This is a genomic window from Streptomyces monomycini, assembly GCF_022271435.1.
GTDB classification, from domain to species: Bacteria; Actinomycetota; Actinomycetes; order Streptomycetales; family Streptomycetaceae; genus Streptomyces; species Streptomyces monomycini.
This window is the reverse complement of sequence record NZ_JAFIQY010000038.1, coordinates 56,241-72,617: the sequence shown is the minus strand read 5'-3', so window position 1 is coordinate 72,617 and position 16,377 is coordinate 56,241. Positions and strand designations below refer to the sequence as shown.

Annotated in this window: 14 protein-coding genes; 5 read left to right on the top strand and 9 right to left on the bottom strand. The window is 74.1% G+C overall.

Annotation, left to right across the window (positions count from 1 at the left end):
• The first annotated feature begins 526 nt into the window (after nt 1-526).
• From JXZ78_RS31575 to JXZ78_RS31565, 3 genes are all read left to right on the top strand, one after another.
• On the top strand, nt 527-1,102 hold the full coding sequence (locus JXZ78_RS31575) for a SigE family RNA polymerase sigma factor (RefSeq protein WP_030019634.1): 576 nt from the start codon (nt 527-529) through the stop codon (nt 1,100-1,102).
• Nucleotides 1,099-2,442: a DUF4232 domain-containing protein gene (locus JXZ78_RS31570; RefSeq protein ID WP_030019633.1), complete on the top strand. Its 1,344-nt coding sequence runs from the start codon at nt 1,099-1,101 to the stop codon at nt 2,440-2,442. The genes JXZ78_RS31575 and JXZ78_RS31570 overlap by 4 nt, the downstream gene beginning before the upstream one ends.
• A 129-nt stretch (nt 2,443-2,571) precedes the next feature.
• Nucleotides 2,572-3,471 (top strand): SURF1 family protein, encoded by a 900-nt coding sequence (locus tag JXZ78_RS31565; protein WP_030019632.1) that lies wholly within the window; start codon nt 2,572-2,574, stop codon nt 3,469-3,471.
• Nucleotides 3,472-3,527: 56 nt separating this feature from the next.
• Here JXZ78_RS31565 and JXZ78_RS31560 read toward each other — a convergent pair whose 3' ends face one another.
• Entirely contained in the window at nt 3,528-4,364 is an 837-nt protein-coding gene (locus JXZ78_RS31560) for a pentapeptide repeat-containing protein (RefSeq protein ID WP_030019631.1), read from the bottom strand.
• 254 nt (nt 4,365-4,618) lie between these two features.
• Nucleotides 4,619-6,511, bottom strand: coding sequence for a S9 family peptidase (locus JXZ78_RS31555; protein WP_030025362.1), 1,893 nt, complete (start codon nt 6,509-6,511; stop codon nt 4,619-4,621).
• A 69-nt stretch (nt 6,512-6,580) separates the two neighbouring features.
• Between JXZ78_RS31555 and JXZ78_RS31550 the strand changes: the two genes are divergently transcribed.
• Nucleotides 6,581-7,423 (top strand): class I SAM-dependent methyltransferase, encoded by an 843-nt coding sequence (locus JXZ78_RS31550; RefSeq protein WP_030025361.1) that lies wholly within the window; start codon nt 6,581-6,583, stop codon nt 7,421-7,423.
• Between the two features lie 98 nt (nt 7,424-7,521).
• On the opposite strand, the gene JXZ78_RS31545 is transcribed toward JXZ78_RS31550, so the two are convergent.
• The 7 genes from JXZ78_RS31545 to JXZ78_RS31515 form a co-directional block, all read right to left on the bottom strand.
• On the bottom strand, nt 7,522-8,547 hold the full coding sequence (locus tag JXZ78_RS31545) for a PLL family lectin (RefSeq protein WP_238783496.1): 1,026 nt from the start codon (nt 8,545-8,547) through the stop codon (nt 7,522-7,524).
• A gap of 185 nt (nt 8,548-8,732) precedes the next feature.
• On the bottom strand, nt 8,733-10,118 hold the full coding sequence (locus tag JXZ78_RS31540) for a cryptochrome/photolyase family protein (protein WP_238783495.1): 1,386 nt from the start codon (nt 10,116-10,118) through the stop codon (nt 8,733-8,735).
• A 100-nt stretch (nt 10,119-10,218) separates the two neighbouring features.
• Complete coding sequence (locus JXZ78_RS31535) at nt 10,219-10,614, bottom strand: hypothetical protein (protein WP_030025355.1); 396 nt, start codon at nt 10,612-10,614, stop codon at nt 10,219-10,221.
• A gap of 157 nt (nt 10,615-10,771) precedes the next feature.
• Complete coding sequence (locus JXZ78_RS31530; RefSeq protein WP_030025354.1) at nt 10,772-11,146, bottom strand: hypothetical protein; 375 nt, start codon at nt 11,144-11,146, stop codon at nt 10,772-10,774.
• A 277-nt stretch (nt 11,147-11,423) separates the two neighbouring features.
• Nucleotides 11,424-13,184: a protoporphyrinogen/coproporphyrinogen oxidase gene (locus tag JXZ78_RS31525; protein ID WP_238783494.1), complete on the bottom strand. Its 1,761-nt coding sequence runs from the start codon at nt 13,182-13,184 to the stop codon at nt 11,424-11,426.
• The gene (locus JXZ78_RS31520; protein ID WP_238783493.1) at nt 13,181-14,725 is read right to left on the bottom strand and encodes a globin domain-containing protein; all 1,545 of its coding nucleotides are present in this window, start codon (nt 14,723-14,725) and stop codon (nt 13,181-13,183) included. Before JXZ78_RS31520 ends, JXZ78_RS31525 begins: the two co-directional genes overlap by 4 nt.
• Nucleotides 14,722-14,976: a hypothetical protein gene (locus JXZ78_RS31515; RefSeq protein ID WP_030025350.1), complete on the bottom strand. Its 255-nt coding sequence runs from the start codon at nt 14,974-14,976 to the stop codon at nt 14,722-14,724. Before JXZ78_RS31515 ends, JXZ78_RS31520 begins: the two co-directional genes overlap by 4 nt.
• A 324-nt stretch (nt 14,977-15,300) precedes the next feature.
• Here JXZ78_RS31515 and JXZ78_RS31510 point away from each other — a divergent pair, with 324 nt between their 5' ends.
• Nucleotides 15,301-16,086, top strand: a complete 786-nt coding sequence (locus JXZ78_RS31510; protein WP_030025349.1) for a response regulator — start codon at nt 15,301-15,303, stop codon at nt 16,084-16,086.
• Nucleotides 16,087-16,377 lie beyond the last annotated feature (291 nt).

Below are 16,377 nucleotides of genomic sequence, written 5' to 3'. Positions count from 1 at the left end.
GTACGGGACCGGCCTGCGGACCCGGCGCGTGGCGTCCGGACCCGGCGCACGGCGTCCGGGACCGGTGTGCGACGCTCGGTGGCCGGGAAGCGTCGACCGTGGCCGAGGAGCACCTTTTTGGAGAGCTACTGACTCGATTGGTGCTGTCACTGATCCGCTCAGGAGATACCTTGAGAGTTGTGTGAAGGTCCTGTGAGCGACTCGTTGGTCCAAACCACTTGAACTGGCCCGACGCCGTGTTCGACTATTCGCTCCCCCCTTACTGCAACCGGTAGTTGGGCGGGGAGCGTCTTTGTGGCCGCCCCTCAAGGGTGTCCATGGACCCGTGGGACAAATGGGGTATTGGGGAAGAGCTGGTACGCATGAGGGCATTTGACCCGCCGTCAAAGACGGTGTCGTGCGCGTACAACCCTGATGGGGGGAAACGTGTCCAACAGGCGTGGCAGAGGTATTCGGCATCGCGATCGCCCCAGGGGGCTCCGGCGGCACAGCAGTGCGGCCGTTGCGGCCCCGCATGCCCGGGGGTATGCCGGTGATCGCCCCGTGGCCCGCCGCGCAGCCCGCCCAGATCTCCCCTCAGCGTGGGGACACTGACGACGCGATGGCTGCGGGCACGACTGTCGACCATCTCACCGAGACCTACCGCGCGCACTACCGATCACTGCTGGGCCTGGCCGCGCTGCTGCTGGACGACACCGCCTCGTGCGAGGACGTCGTCCAGGAAGCCTTCATCCGGGTGCACTCCGCCCGGGGCCGGGTGCGCGATCCCGAGAAGACCCTCGCCTATCTGCGCCAGACAGTCGTCAATCTCTCCCGTTCGGCGCTGCGCCGCCGCATCCTCGGGCTGAAGCTGCTCTCCAAGCCGATGCCCGACATGGCGAGCGCCGAGGAAGGCGCGTACGACCTCCTGGAGCGCGACCAATTGATCAAGGCGATGCGGGGGTTGCAGCGCCGCCAGCGCGAGGTCCTGGTCCTGCGGTACTTCGCGGACATGACCGAGGCCCAGGTCGCCGAGACGTTGGGGATATCGCTCGGTTCGGTGAAGGCGTACGGCTCACGGGGTATCGCGGCGCTGCGCGTCGCCATGGAGGCTCCCGCATGAGTGGCAAGCAGTTCGGCCCGTACGACCCGCAGGACAGGCAAGGCCCGCGGAACTCCCGTAACCAGGGGCACCCGCAGCACCAGCAGGACGCGCAGGACCAGCACGACGCACAGTCCCCGCAGGCCACACCGGCCTCGCAGGATGCACAGACCCCGCAGGCTCCGAAGGACGTGCCGGACCCGAAGGACGAGCCGCAGGAACGCCAGGAGACCGGACAGCGCGGCCAGGGCACCGGCCACGGCACCAGCCAGGACACCGGCCACGGCACCAGCCAGGACAGCGACCAGGACACCGGCCGCGGCGTCGGCGAGGACGAGCTGCGGCGGCTGCTGCACTCCGCCGTCGGCGACCTGGAGCCCGCCCCCGACTCGCTCGAACAGCTGCGCCGCGCGGTCCCGGCCCGGCGCCGGCGCCGCCGCCACGCCGTGGTCGGCGCCGCCGCGGCCATCCTGCTCGGCGGCACGTCCATCCCCGCGATGGTGCACGTCGCCGACTTCGCCGACGGTCCCGAGGACCGCCCCGCCAACGCCGCCAGTACGCAGCGCACCCCGGGCAGCACCGAAGGCACGCACGGCGAGGGCACCGAGCACAGCGGCAAGCCGCCGGCCGGGCACGGCGGGAAGAAGACCGACCCCGGCAAGTCCGCCGGACCGGGCAAGAGCCCGGACTCGGCGGACAAGCAGCCCAGCGCCGGCACCGGTACGCCGTACCCGTCCGGGACGATGGGCGTCACCTCGCCCGCCTGTTCGCGCGCGCAGCTCGGCAACGGTGTCAGCTCGGTCGGCCCCGCCGACGCGAGCGGCCGCGTCTACGGCTCGTTCCGGGTGGTGAACACCTCCGACGCCGCGTGCTCGGTCGAGGGCGGCGGCGAGATCGGTGTGCTCCCGCAGGGCGGTACGGACACCTCGCGCGTCAGCGTCGTCGACCACACGGCGGGCGACGCGGCGCCCGCCCTGCCCGACCCGATCACCACCCCGGACCAGCTGGTGCTCAAGCCGGGTGAGGCGTACGAGGTCAAGTTCGCGTGGGTCCCGGCCGAGGGCGGCGGCACGACCGGCTGCGCCGCGCCGCCCCCGTCGCCGACCCCGGTACCGTCCAAGGCACCCGGTGAGAAGTCGCCGGACTCCTCCTCGTCGGCGTCCGGCGAGGGCGGCGGGAGCACCACCGGCAGCAACCAGGCCGGCGGCAACGAGGGCACCCCGGGCGGCGGCTCCAACCCGCCGGGCGGCATCGTGCTCAACCACACGCCGGAGGCCGGGGAGCCGGCCGCGGCGGACGCCAAGCTCCCGGACGCCTGCGCCGGGACGGTCTACCGCACCGAGCCCCTGCCGGCGCGGTAACGGCCCCCGGCCCCGCCGGTCCGGGCGAAAGCCCAGGTCCGGGCTCGGGCCCTTAACCGGGCCATACGGGGCGGCGTGGAGACGGCCCCGCCGTCCGGTCCGGGCGGCGCTCCCCGTACCGTTGGCCTTGTGTACCGGTTCCTGCTGACCCCGCGGTGGTGGGGAATCAACGTCTTCGCCGTACTGGCGATTCCTTTCTGCATCTTCATGGGCAGCTGGCAGCTGAGCCGCTTCGAGGACCGCGTCGACACGCACCACCAGCAGGAGGACCGGTCCGCCGAGGCGAAGACCGCGGCCGCCCGCCCGCTGGACGAGCTGCTGCCGGTGGACAAGGTCACCTCGGGCCGGCAGGCCACCGCCACCGGCCGCTACGACACCGGACACCAGCTGCTCGTCCCGAACCGCCGTCTCGACGAGCGGACCGGCTTCTACGTACTGACGCTGCTGCGTACGGACGGCGGCAAGGCACTCCCGGTCGTACGGGGCTGGCTGCCCGGCGACGCGAACGCGCCCGAGGCCAGGGCGAAGGTGCCCGCCCCGCCGAGCGGCGCGGTGACGGTCACCGGGGCCCTTCAGGCGTCGGAGAACCAGGGCACCGACGGGGTGCACGCGGGCGGCGGGCTGCCGGCCGGGCAGCTCGGCATGATCAGCGCGGCGTCGCTGGTCAACATCGTCCCGTACGACGTCTACGACGCCTGGATCACCGTGACCGAGGCCGACGCGCCGCTGGTCGCCGTGCCGCCCACGGCGGCGGAGGGCAGCGGGCTGGACCTGAAGGCGTTCCAGAACCTGGGATACACCGGGGAATGGTTCGTGTTCGCCGGATTCGTGATCTTCATGTGGTTCCGGCTCTTCCGCCGGGAGGCGGAGGCGGCCAGGGACGTGGCGCTGGGGCTGGTCCCGGCGGAGGAGGGAGCGGCGGCCGGGGCCTCCGGGCAGGACGCCGACGCCGTGGATGACGGGAACGCCGCGGACGGTCCGAAGGATGCGAACGCCGCGACCGACGCGCCTTCCGCACCGCGGCCCTGAGAAGCGCGGCCCTGAGGGGCACGGCCTGAGGGGCACGGCCTGAGGGGGCGGCGAACCTACTTCCAGTGCGCCGGGCGGCTGAGCGCCTCGGGCAGCTTGGTCGACGCGTCGCCCTTGGCCGCGTTGAGCTGGGCCTGAGTGAGGAAGATGCTGCCGGTCAGGTCGGCGCCGCTCAGGTTCGCGTCACGGAAGTCCACGCCGATCAGGTCGGCGGTCCGCAGATCGGCGCCCTGAAGGTCGGCGGCGATGAGGTAGGCACCGCGCAGGTTCGCGCCCCGCAGGTCGGCTCCCCTGAGGCGGGCGCCGATCAGGTCGGCTCCCCGGTGGTTCTTCTTACGGCCGGGAACGGTGGCCCGCACCAGTTCGCTCGTGCGCAGCAGCAGGGCGTTGACGTCCTGCCGTACGGCCGCGACGTCCACCTCCGCGAGCGCGTCGGCGCTGCCGCGGGTGAGCCGGTCGGTCTCCCGCAGAGCGCGGCGGAGGTCCTTGTGGACGGGGCGGGCGGCCGGCAGTTCCAGCGCCTCGGTCAGGTACCAGAGCAGTTCGTGGAGCTGGCGCATGACGGGGAACACGTCGAACATCTGCCGCGCGGTGCCCGGCGCGCCGCGCCAGTCCGTACCGCCGAAGGTCACCTGGGAGACCTTCTGGCCCGCGCCGAAGCAGTCGAAGACCGTACAGCCGGAGAAGCCCTTGTCGCGGAGGCGGGCGTGGATGCCGCAGCTGAAGTCCGCCTGGAGGTTCGTGCACGGCTTGCCGGCGGGTTTGTCGACCGCGAAGTCGGCGGAGGCGGCGAAGGGCAGTGCGACGCAGCACAGGCCGAAGCAGCTGCCGCAGTCGGCCTGGAGGTCGAGACGGTCGCCGCCGGCCGAGGGGGCTTCATGCTTCTGGGACACCGCGAGTGATCTCCTGCCACAAGACGAGCGGGAGTGCGCCCCCGCTCCGTTCCGCATACGAACCTCCATTGTCCCGGACGGGGAGAGTGACGGGGGACACGGGGCGGGCGGTGGGGAGACGGGCGGGGCGATGGGGGCGCGGGGCGGGGTGGAGGGGGCTGGGAGCCCCGGGGGCTCGGGGGCCGGGGCGGGCCCACGTGTCGCTCTGGTGGCTTCCCCCCCGCCCCGCCCGCCCCCACCCCGCCCCTCGGCACCTACTGCTTCAGTTCACCGCTGCCGCTGCCGCTGCCGCGGCTCTCCGCCCCCATCCCCAGGTACCGACGCGTGAAGTCCAGCTCCAGCCGGACCTGCTTGATGCGCTCCTCGACGACCAGCGAGCCGTGGCCGGCGTCGTAGCGGTACACCTCGTGCGGGTGGCCGCGGTCCTTCAGGCGGTCGACGTAGTTCTCCACCTGGCGGATGGGGCAGCGCGGGTCGTTGACCCCGGCGGAGATGTAGACCGGTGCGCGCACCGCGTCCACGTACGTCAGCGGCGACGACGCCTCGAAGCGCTCCGGCACCTCCTCCGGCGTGCCGCCCAGTAGTGTGCGGTCCATCGCCTTCAGGGCCTCCATCTCGTCGTGGTACGCCGTGACGTAGTCCGCCACCGGGACCGCCGCCAGGCCCAGCGCCCACGCCTCGGGCTGGGTGCCCAGCCCGAGCAGCGTCAGATAGCCGCCCCACGAGCCGCCGGACAGCACCAGCCGCTCCGGGTCGGCCAGCCCGGAGGAGACGGCCCACTCCCGTACCGCCGCGATGTCCTCCAGCTCGATCAGCCCGACGCGGTGCTTGAGGGCGTCCGTCCACTCCCGGCCGTAACCCGTCGAGCCGCGGTAGTTCACCCGCACCACGGCGAAGCCGTGGTCCACCCACGCCGCGGGCGCGGACGCGAAAGCATCGCTGTCGTGCCACGTCGGGCCGCCGTGGATCTCGAAGACCGTCGGGAACGGGCCATCGCCGGCCGGCTGCTGCACCAGCGCGTGGACCGTGCCGCCCGGGCCCTCCACCCACGCGTCGGTCACCGGCACCGAGCCCGGCGCCTTCGCCCCGGGCGGGTCGAGGACGACCCGCCCGCTCGTCGAGCGCACCTCCGGCGGCTGCGCGGCCGACGACCACAGGTACTCCACCGAGCCGTCCGGCCGCGCCGTCGCCCCGGCGACCGTCCCGGCGGGCGTCTCGACGCGGGTCAGCTGCCGGGTCAGCGGCTCGTAACGCCACAGCTCGGCGCGGGCCCGGAACTCGTGCTCCACCAGCAGGGCCGCGCCGTCCGGGTACCAGTCGGCGGCCACGTCGCCCGGCAGGTCGATGTCCAGGGCGCTCTCCTCGCCCGACAGCGGGTCCCAGATCATCGGCTCCCAGCGGCCGCGCCGCTGGTGCCCGACGAGCAGCCGGGAGTCGCCGTCCACCGGCGCGAAGCCCATCACCGCCAGGCCCAGTTCCTCGGTGCCGCCCTTGGTGTCGTCCAGTTCGGCGACGGTCGAGCCGTCCGGCCGCACCACCCGGATCGCGGAGTGCATCGCGTCACCGTGCTCGGTGTGCTCGACGGCGATCAGCGAACCGTCGTGCGACAGGGCGCCCACGCCCGCCGACTCGCGGTGCCGGTAGATCTCCACGGGCGGCTGCCCGGGCCGTACGACGTGCAGGGTGGTGCCGTCCTCGTCCGTGGAGCGGCCGATCACCGCCGTGCCGTCCCGGCCGAGCGCCAGGCCCGCCGGGTACGAGGGCTCCAGGCCGGGCGCGGCCGGCTCGTCCGCGCCGCCGCCGAACGGCTGCCGCTTCCAGATGCCGAACTCGTCCCCGTCGGTGTCCGAGAACCACCAGATCCACTCGCCGTCGGGCGTCAGCGTGCCGTCCGTCGTGCCGTTCGGCCGGTCGGTGGCCTGCCGCTGCTCGCCGCTCGCCCGGTCCCAGGCGTACAGCTCGAAGGTGCCGGTGGCGTTGGAGACGAACAGCGAGCGGTCCGGGGCGTCCTCGGCCCACTCGGGCAGGCCGACCCGCGGCGCCCGGAAGCGCTTCTCCCAGTCCGGCGCGGTCGCGGGGGAACCGGCCGCCCCCGGGGCGCCCGCCCCGGAAGCTTCGGTGTTGGCGTTGGTGGTCTCGTCAGTCATGGCCCCATTCTGCGCAGGCCCGGAAAAATTCCGCTGACACGGCCCCCAGCCTGTGGATAACTTCGCCGGATGCAGACACACACGGGACCCGAGGACTGGCGTGCGGCCAACCGTGCCATGTGGGACGAGCGGGTCCCCATCCACCTCGCGAGCGACTACTACGACCAGGACGGATTCCGCCGGGACCGGGACGTCATCCGTGACTTCGAGGCGGCGGAGGTCGGCGACGTCACCGGCACGACGCTGCTGCACCTCCAGTGCCACATCGGCCAGGACACCCTGTCCTGGGCCCACCGCGGCGCCGCCCACGTCGTCGGCCTGGACTTCTCCGAGCCCGCGATCGAGGCCGCCCGCGAGCTGGCCGCCGAGGTCGGCATCGGCCCCGACCGTGCCACCTTCCTCGCCGCCGACGTGTACGACGCGGCCGAGGCCGTCGCCGCCACCGGGGCCCCGGCGGCGTACGACATCGTCTACACCGGCCTCGGGGCGCTGTGCTGGCTGCCGGACATCCGCCGCTGGGCCGAGACGGCCGCTTCCCTCGTCGCCCCCGGCGGCTTCCTGTACCTCGCGGAGTTCCACCCGCTCACCGACGCCCTCGACGACGAGAGCGCCGCACGCGTCGCGCACGACTACTTCAGCCGTGACGCCTGGGTGGACGAGAGCCCGGGGACGTACACGGACTTCGCGGCCCCCACGGTCCACAACCGCCGCGTCGAGTGGCAGCACACCCTCGGCGACGTCGTCTCGGCGCTGGCCGCGGCCGGCCTGCGCCTGGAGTTCCTGCACGAGCACGACATGACGATGTTCCAGCGCTTCGGCTCGCTGCGACGCGGGGACGACGGCTACTTCCGGCTGCCTGCCGACCGCCCCCGCGTGCCGCTCATGTACTCGCTCAAGGCCACGCGCCCGTAAGGCTCAGACGAACACGGGGCTCATACGGACGCGAGGCTCACGCGAACGCGAGGCCCGCACGAAAGGACTCGCACGAACGGACTCGCACGAACGCGGACTCACACGAACTTCTGCGGCCGGTGCCACAGCGCCTCGTCGGTGCCGCGGAAGAACAGCTCCAGGCGGCCGTCCCGGTTGGTGCCGACCACCGGGTCGCCGCCGACGTTGCGTACCAGCTCGAAGTGGCCGCTCCAGTCCACACCGTTGATCTTCGATTCCTCGGCCGCGTACATGTGGCCGTTGGTGCTGTGGTGGAAGACCACCAGCCGCCCGTCGGCCGCGCGCGCCAGCGCCGGCGTGCCCTGGACGCCGCCCCCCAGGCTGGAGGCGGAGGACCAGGAGTCGTACCCGGCCTTCTGCTGGATGTGCCACAGCTGGGTGTCCGTGCCGCGGAAGAACACCTGGATGCGCTGGTCCGAGTCGAGCCCGGCCTCGACGCCGCCGCCGATGTTGCGTACGAGCTCGAAGTGGCCGCTCCAGGAGTCGCTGGAGTCGGGGACCTTCTGCTGGTTGTCGTAGAGGTTGCCGTTGGTGCTGTGGTGGAAGACCTCCAGCTTGCCGTCACCGGCCCGCGCCACCGCCGGGTTGCCCTGCACGCCGCCGGCCAGGCTGGACGGCGCCACCCAGTTCTCGTAGTCGACGTTCTGCTGGTACACGTGCCACAGCTGGGTGTCCGTGCCGCGGAAGAAGACGTCGAGACGCCCGTCGGCGTTGACGGCCGGGACCGGGTCGCCGCCGATGTTGCGCACGATGATGTCGTCGGGGCTGAAGCCGACGTTGATCGCGCCCTGCCGTACGTGGTGCAGGTGCCCGTCCGAGCCCTTGTAGAAGACCGAGATGCGGCCGTCCAGACTACGGATGGCGTTGGGTTCACTGCCCAGCGAACCGCCCAGGTTCTCCCAGTCGCTCCAGCCGCCGTCGCGCTTCTGCCAGATGGTCCACAGTGCCTGCTCGTTCTTCCCGCGGGCGAACACCTGGAGCCGGCCGTCGGCGTTCGGGGCCACGGAGGGGTTGCCGACGATCTGCCCGTGCAGGGACGCGGCCTCGTCCCAGGCCATACCGGGTGTGGTGGGGATGTCGACCATGATCGCTCTCCTTCGTGCGTACGAGTGGAGCAGGTCGGCGCACAGGCTAGCCACGGGAACGGCGCCCGAGAACACGGCCCGTCCGATTGACCGGAACCGCCCGTCATACCCGGCCATGAGCGACATCGGCGGATCACCGGCGAACCATCGGCCGGGCATCGCCGGGCCACAGGTCAGGCCACGCCTCAGTCCAGCCCGCGGGCCTGCTTGAACCGTGCCAGGCCGTCCGCCAGGTCGATCACCGGTTCCGGATAGTCCAGCGCCGCCCGCGCCGCGGCGGGCCTCAGCTTCCACGGCCGGTGGACGGCGCCCTTCTCCAGCCCCGGTACGTCGGCCAGTTCCGGCACCCAGCGCCGTACGTACGCGCCGTCCGCGTCGAAGCGCTTCGCCTGCGCCAGGGGGTTCAGGACGCGGTTGGGGCGGGTGTCGGTGCCGGTGCCCGCCGCCCACTGCCAGTTCAGCTGATTGTTGGCCAGGTCACCGTCGACCAGCAGCGACAGGAAGTGGGCCGCGCCCAGCCGCCAGTCCAGATACAGCGTCTTGGTCAGGAAACTGGCCGTCAGCAGCCGCGCCCGGTTGTGCATCCACCCCTCGTGGGCGAGCTGCCGCATCGCCGCGTCCACGATCGGATAGCCGGTGCGGCCGGTGCGCCACGCCTCGGCCTCCTGCTCGTCGCGGCGCCAGCGGTCGTGCCGCGCCCGGTAGTCGGCGTGCGCGGCGGCCGGGCGGGCCGCGAGGACCTGGTGGTGGAAGTCCCGCCAGGCCAGCTGCCGTACGAACGCCTCGGCGCCGTCCCCGTCCCCGCCCGCCTTACGGGCGCGCTGGACCAGTTCGACGGCGGACAGCGTGCCGAAGTGCAGATGCGGGGAGAGGCGGGACGTCGCGTCCCCGGCAAGGTCGTCCTGCCCCTGTGCGTAGCGACGCAGCGGACTGCCCATCCAGGCCGTCGCCCGGCGGCGGCCCTCCACTTCGCCGCCCGCCGCCAGCCCGGGGGACACCCCGGACACGTCACGCCGCCGCGGTACGGGCCCGGAGCCGACCGCCTCGGGCACCCGCACCCGCCGGGGCGCCCGCAGCACGTCACGGTGGCGTTCGGCCTGCCAGCGCCGGAAGTACGGCGTGAAGACCGCGAAATGGTCCTTGCCGGCCGGGGTGACCTCGCCCGGCGCGAGGGCGGTGACCACCGCGTCGTGCACGTGCAGCCGCCGCCCGTCGGCCTCCAGGGTGCGCCGCAGCCGCTCCTCCCGGCGGTGCGCGTATCCGCTGACGCCGCCCGCCACATGCACGTCGCGCGCGTCCGCTTCGGCAGCGGCCCGCGCGGTCTCCTCGACCACGTCTCCCGTACGGACGACGAGCCGGCCCCCGCGGGCGCGCAGTGCCTCGTCCAGGTCCGCCAGGCAATCGGCCAGGAAGGCGCGCCGGTTGGGCACGTCGAAGCCCACGGCCCGTACGCCGTCATCAAGGACGAACAGCGGTACGACACTGCCCGTGCCCTTCGTCGCGGCGTGCAGGACGGGATGGTCGTGGACCCGCAGATCGGAGGTGAACAGGGCGATCGAGGCAGCACTCATGCGGGTCGCTCCGGGCGTTGTGGGGGAGGGGTGACGGAGGAGCCAGGGGGAGAGGGAGAGGAGGCGATGGAGCCGGGGAGAGGGGGAGGGCGCGTACGGGTTACGCCCGCGCGCGCTGGTCACACCGGCCGGACGCCGGCCACAGCACCCCTGCGACCGACAGCGCCCCCCACCCCAGGGAGACGGCCACCGCGGCCCGCCGCCGGGCCCGTCCAGGCAGGGTCACGCCGAGCAGCGCCGCATCGCCGAAGTCCGCCGCGATCCGCAGGCAGGCGGCGGCGCGCAGGGCCGGGCCCGCCGGTGCCAGAACCAGTGCCAGGCCGCAGGCCGCGTCGCGCCAGGCCAGGGGGCGCAAGGAGGTACGGGTGGCGGGGGCCGTCCGGCCGTCCGCTTCCGCGAGGCCGGAGGGCTTGGCCAGCAGGCCGGGCCAGGCGGTGACCGCCAGGCCGTACACCGTCGTCGTGGCACCCACCGTGCGCAGCAGTCCCACGTGCATCGTCCGCCTCCTCCTGTCGGCCGCCGCGGCAGGCCCGGGGCGTGCGCCTGCGCGTACCCACTCTTCCCCGTCCGTCGCCTCCCGGCGGCACAACGCGCCCGGCGGACCGTTCCGGCAGCACGTCGGGTGACGCAGGTGACACGGGTGACACAGGCGCTCAGACGTCCAGCTCCGCCCCGGCCTTGCGCAGGCTCTCCCGCGCGGCCTCCAGATCGCCGCTGGCCCGGTCCAGCACGAGGTAGACGAAGATGCCCTGGCAAGCGCGCCGCGTGAGGGGGCGGATGAGATGGAACGCGTCGTCGAGGGTGACGACGATGTCCTCGATGCGTTCGGGGCGGTAGCCGATCAGCTCCAGGGTGGAGAGTTTGGCGCGCACCACGTCGGTGTCGCCGCGGGCCGCCGCTTCGAGGTCGGGCCCGGCCGGGTCGCCGACCGCGCCGAGCGTCAGGCGGCTGAAGTAGTCGACGATCGAGGCACCGAGGACGCCTTCCAGCCCCACCAGGTCCCGCAGCGTCTCATCGATGCCTGCCATGGCCACCTGCCCCGGGCACCCGGCCCCGTCGCACGTCGAACCGACCGCCGACCAGACTTCCCGGCACACCAGGGGCGCGTCGTGGCGACCCCATGCGTTCATCTTGGCACGGGGTGCAGCTTCGTGACGGCGTATCAGGCGGTGCGTTTGGGGCGGCAGGGGCGTCGGCTCGCGGCGCGCCCCGGCCGTACGCGAGCGTGTTCCGTAATGCGGGCGCCGGGGGCGCGTACCCACGCGCCTCAGTGTGCGCGTACGCGCCCCAGGCACCCCCGGGCCGTCAGGCCGCCTCCGCCGCGATGATCTCGTCGGCCGCGCGCTGCCCGCTCGCCACGCAGTCGGCGACGCCCACGCCGTCGTACGCCGCGCCGCACAGCCGCAGCCCCGGCAGCGCGGACAGCCCGTTGCGTACGCGGGTCACGCGCGCGGGATGCCCGACCGCGTAGTGCGGCAGCCCGCCGATCCACCGGGTCACGTCGGTCGCCACCGGGCGCGCGGTCAGGCCGGTGGCCTCACCCAGGTCGCGCAGCGCGGCGCTCACCAGGTCGGCGTCGTCCAGGTAGAGGATCTCCTCCTGGCCGTACCGGCCGATGGACGTCCGCAGCAGGAACAGGTCCTTGGCCCGCTCCGACAGCCAGTCCCACTTACGGGTCAGGAACGTGGACGCCTTGATGGTGTGCCCGTCGCCCGGCGGCACGAGGAAGCCGCACCGGCCGTCGAACGCCGTCAGCCCCTCCAGGTGCGAGCGCCGGAACGCCATCGTGACCAGGGCCATCGACGCGTAGGCGACCTCGGACAGCTCGGCCGCCGCGAGCGGTGCCTCGGCGGCGAGCAGGGTGGCCGCCGTCCAGGCCGGAGTGGCGAGGACCAGGCCGTCGCACAGCAGGGTGCGGGCGGCGGTGCGTACCTCCCAGCCGTACGGGCCACGGGTCAGCGCCAGGGCCGGGGTGTTGCGCAGGATCTCGCCGCCGGCAGCGCGTACGGCATCGGCCACGGCGCTCGCCAGAGTGCCCGCGCCCCCGTCCAGCCCGAGGTAGTCGGGGCCGCCGCGGGAGAGGTCCGGGATGGTGTGGGCGCCCCGGGGCTCGCCGGGGAAGCCTCCTCCGGGCTCGCCGGGGAGGCCGGCCGCGGATCCGCCGGGGAGGCCGGTCCCAGGGGTACTGGAGAAGCCGGTGCCGAGTTCTCCGGCGAGGCCGTCCGGGGACGCGGGCCCGGTGCAGCCCGCGCCCGTGCCCGCCTCCGGTCCTGTACCCGTACCCGTACCCGCCCCCGGTCCCGTCCCCGGCCGGATGAACCCGGGACGGGGCCGGGGAATGAGCGGCCCGGAGCGCGGCCGGCCCGGAAGGCCCGGCTGTCCGGCGGTTCCCGGCCGGTCGGCGAGGCGTCGCTGCTCGGCGATCCGCCGTTCCTCCGCGATCCGCCGCCGCTCGGCCGTCTGCCGCTCCTCGGCGAGGCGCCGCTGCTGCTCGGCCGTCCGCCGGCGTACCGCCCGTACGCCGGTGAGCAACGCGCCGTCGTGCCGCGCCGCCTCGAAGAGCTGCGGTACGGCGGCCCGCAAGGACACCTCGTACGTGTCGACGGTACGGGCCCTGCCCAGGACGTCCCGCCCGCGGCAGCTGGGGATCGGCCGCAGCGCGCCCCGCGTCCACAGCGCGGCGTCCGTCGCGGCCGGGACGCGCAGCCGGTCGCCGAGGCCGACCGCCCGCGCCAGGTCGACCGCTTCCGGCCGGGGCACCCGCAGGGCCTCGGCACCCAGGTCGACCGGCGTTCCGGCGAGCTCGCCCGAGCGCAGCTTGCCGCCGATCCGGCCGGTGGACTCCAGCAGCGTCACCCGCAGGCCCGCGCCGGTCAGCCGGTGGGCGGCGGCGAGCCCGGCGATGCCGCCGCCGATGACGACGATGTGCCGCGCGAGTGCCGGGCCGGCCGCGTCGGGCCGCCCGGACGTGGCGGCCTGCCCCGGCCGGGCCGCCGGTCCTGCCGTGCTTTCCTGTCCGGGGGGACCGGCGGGTCGTACGGCGGACACGGTCGTCGGCACGCTCATGAGTCGGCTCCTTCGAACGTGGTGCTCGCGGGCGCCCGCCGGCCGGCCGCGGCGCCCCGGGACCGGGACACCACGGCGGGCCCGCCCGGCGCCGGATCGCCGGCGGCCTCCTCGGGGCGGGACGACGGGCGCAGGATGTCGGAGAGCGGGTCGTGGCGGATGTGCTGCGGCGGCACCCCGGCGGCGGTCAGCCGGGCCACGGTCGTGTCGACCACCGCGGCCGGCCCGCTGACGTACGCGAGATGCCCCGACCAGTCGCCGTGCCGCGTCACCGCGTCGGCCACCGTCTCGGCCAGCGCGTCGTAGCCGTACCCGTCCGGGCCGAAGGCGCCGCCGGTCTCCGGCCGCCGCCCGATGACGGGCGTCACCCGCAGCCAGGGCCGTCCCCGCTCCAGCTCCGAGGGGGCTCCCGCGTCGTACAGGTCGGCGAAGCTGTGCGCCCCGAGGAACAGCCGTACGCTGCGGTGGCCGCGGCGCGCGGACAGCTCCTCCAGGAGCGCCTTCACGGGCGCCCAGCCGGTGTCCGCCGCGACCAGGACCAGGTCGCTCGCCAGCTCGTCGTCCAGCGTCATCGACCCGCGCGGCGGGCCGACCCGCAGCGTGTCACCGACCTGGGTCCGCGCCACCAGCGCCTCGCTCACACCGCCCGTGCAGGTCTGCCGTACGTGGAACTCCAGCTCGGCGTCGGACCGGGGCGCGCAGGCGATCGAGTACTGCCGCCACGCCTGCGGCAGCCGCGGCGACTCCAGCGCCGCGAACTGCCCGGCCCGGTACGGGTACGGCTCGTGCGGCCGCACCCGCAGGACGGCGAGGTCCGGACGGCGCCGCTCGTGCGCGGTCACCGTGGCCTGCCAGTACGGCGGTTCGGCGAGCGCGGCCTCGGCGCCGCTGACCATGGCGGCGACGGCGAACCGCAGCATCCGCACCCACGCCTGCTCCACCGCCTCGGCCCAGCGCGGGCCCGCCGTACGGCGCAGCGCCTCGCACAGCGCCGCCTCGAACGCCTCGAAGTGCACCGGACGCACCCCGAGTTTGCGGTGGTCGCGGCCGAGCCGGCCGAAGACCTCCGCGATGTCGTCGGGCCGGTGCAGATTCTCGATCAGGTACCAGAACGCGCGCGCCAGATGGGCGCGCTGGAACTCCATCGACTCCGGGAACAGCGACCGCAGGTAGGGCCACCGCCGGAACATCGCTTCGTAGAGGTGGGTGATCAGCTCGCCGAAGGGCGTCACCAGTTCCAGGTACTCGGTGATCACCCGCTGGTCGGCGGCGCCGTCGTAGGAGTCGGCGCAGGCATCGGCGTACGCGTCGGAGGGGTAACGTCCGGCGGCCCCGGAGACGTTCCCGGAGTGGATCGCGGGCCGGCCGAGCGCGCGGGGGCTGCCGGACGGGCCGTTCGGGCCGGCCGGCTGGCCGCCGTACGTCGGGCGCTCCTGGGCCGCGTCCTCGCGCTCCGGACGCGGCGAAAGGATACGGCGGCGCAGCCGCATGGCCTCGTGCCGGGCGAGCAGGGCGTGGTAATCGTCGTTGACCGTACTCATGGCCGTACGACCTGGTTCGAGGCGGTGACGGCGACAGCGGTGACGGCGACAGCGGTGACGGCGGCGATGGCGGCCCGCGGGGACGTACGGGCCGGGTCGGACACGGAGACCGGGCCGGACACGGCGACCGGGGCGGCCGCGGCGACCGGGCAGGGTGGTGCGAGGGGGGAGACCGGGAGGGCCGGAACGGCTCGGAGCGCTCTGACCGTGAGGGCGTACGGCGCGAGGGCGTACGACGCGAGGCGTGGCATGAGCGGACCTCCTGAAGGGGATGGGGCGCGTCAGTATGGCACCAGGCAAAGGTGCCCGAACGGCCCTATTCCCGCGGGACTTTCGGCCCTCGCCGCGTGCTGGTGCACGGGTGTGTGATGCCCTCGCACCCCTTTGCGCGCGGGCGGAGCACCTCCCCCGGCTACCGCTGGCAGCCGCTCCCGACGCGCGCGTACGGAACGGGTGTTACGGCGGCGGCGGGCCACCGGTCCGGGCGGCCGCCGATCGGCCCGCCCCGCCGGACCGCCGCCCCGCCGCACCATGGACCGGTACCCCGCACGCCCGGCCGACAGATCGAGAGCCGCATGAACCAGCACACCGGACCCACCGGCCCTACCGGACGCACCGGAACCACCGGACCCATCGGCCCCGCCGCGCCGGGCACCCCGCCCCTGCGCGTCTTCATCCTGGACGACCACGAGGTGGTCCGCCGGGGCGTCCGCGACCTCCTCGACGCGGAGGACGGCATCGAGGTCGTGGGGGAGGCGTCCAGCGGTCCCGAGGCGCTGGCCCGGGTGCCCGCCGTGCGCCCGCAGGTGGCCGTGCTCGACGTACGGCTGGGCGAGCGGGGCGAGCCGTCGGGCGGCGACCACGAGGGCATCGAGGTGTGCCGCGAACTGCGCGCCCGTATGCCGGACCTGGCGTGCCTGATGCTGACGTCCTTCGACGACGACGAGGCCCTCTTCGACGCCATCATGGCGGGCGCGGCCGGGTACGTCCTCAAACAGATCAACGGGTCCGACCTGGTGAACGCCGTACGGACGGTGGCGGCCGGCAAATCGATGCTGGACCCGCGCACCGCCTCCCGCGTCATGGCGCGGCTGCGCGCGCCGCAGCAGGCCGAGACGTCCCCGCAGTCCGAACTGGACCGGCTCGCACCCCGTGAGCGCGAGATCCTGGAACTGATCGGCGAGGGCCTGACCAACCGGGAGATCGCGGACCAGCTGTTCCTCGCGGAGAAGACGGTGAAGAACCGCATCTCCACGATTCTGTCCAAGCTGGGGGTGGGGCGGCGGGTGCAGGCCGCGGTGATCGCCGGGCGGATACGGGGGCAGCAGGAGCGGCAGGGGGAGCAGCGCGGGGGGTGGTAGGGGGCGTCTTCCGGCGTCGTCACCTGAACCCGTCGTCATCCGGGCCCGTAGTCCCCCGGGCTCGTAGTCCCCCGGAACCGTCGTCACCTGGCCCCGCCGTCGCCCGGGCCCGCTGACCCTCGCCGGGCCCGCTGTCCCCCGCCCGGACCCGCCGACCCCCGCCCGGATCCGCCGCCCCCTCGACCGGGCCTGACGGCCGCTCAGGTGAGGGACCCTCGGCAGCCGTCCCGGCCCGCCCGGCCCTATGGCGGCGGATGCGCCGCGACGGACCCTGATGGGGCCGGGAAGAGC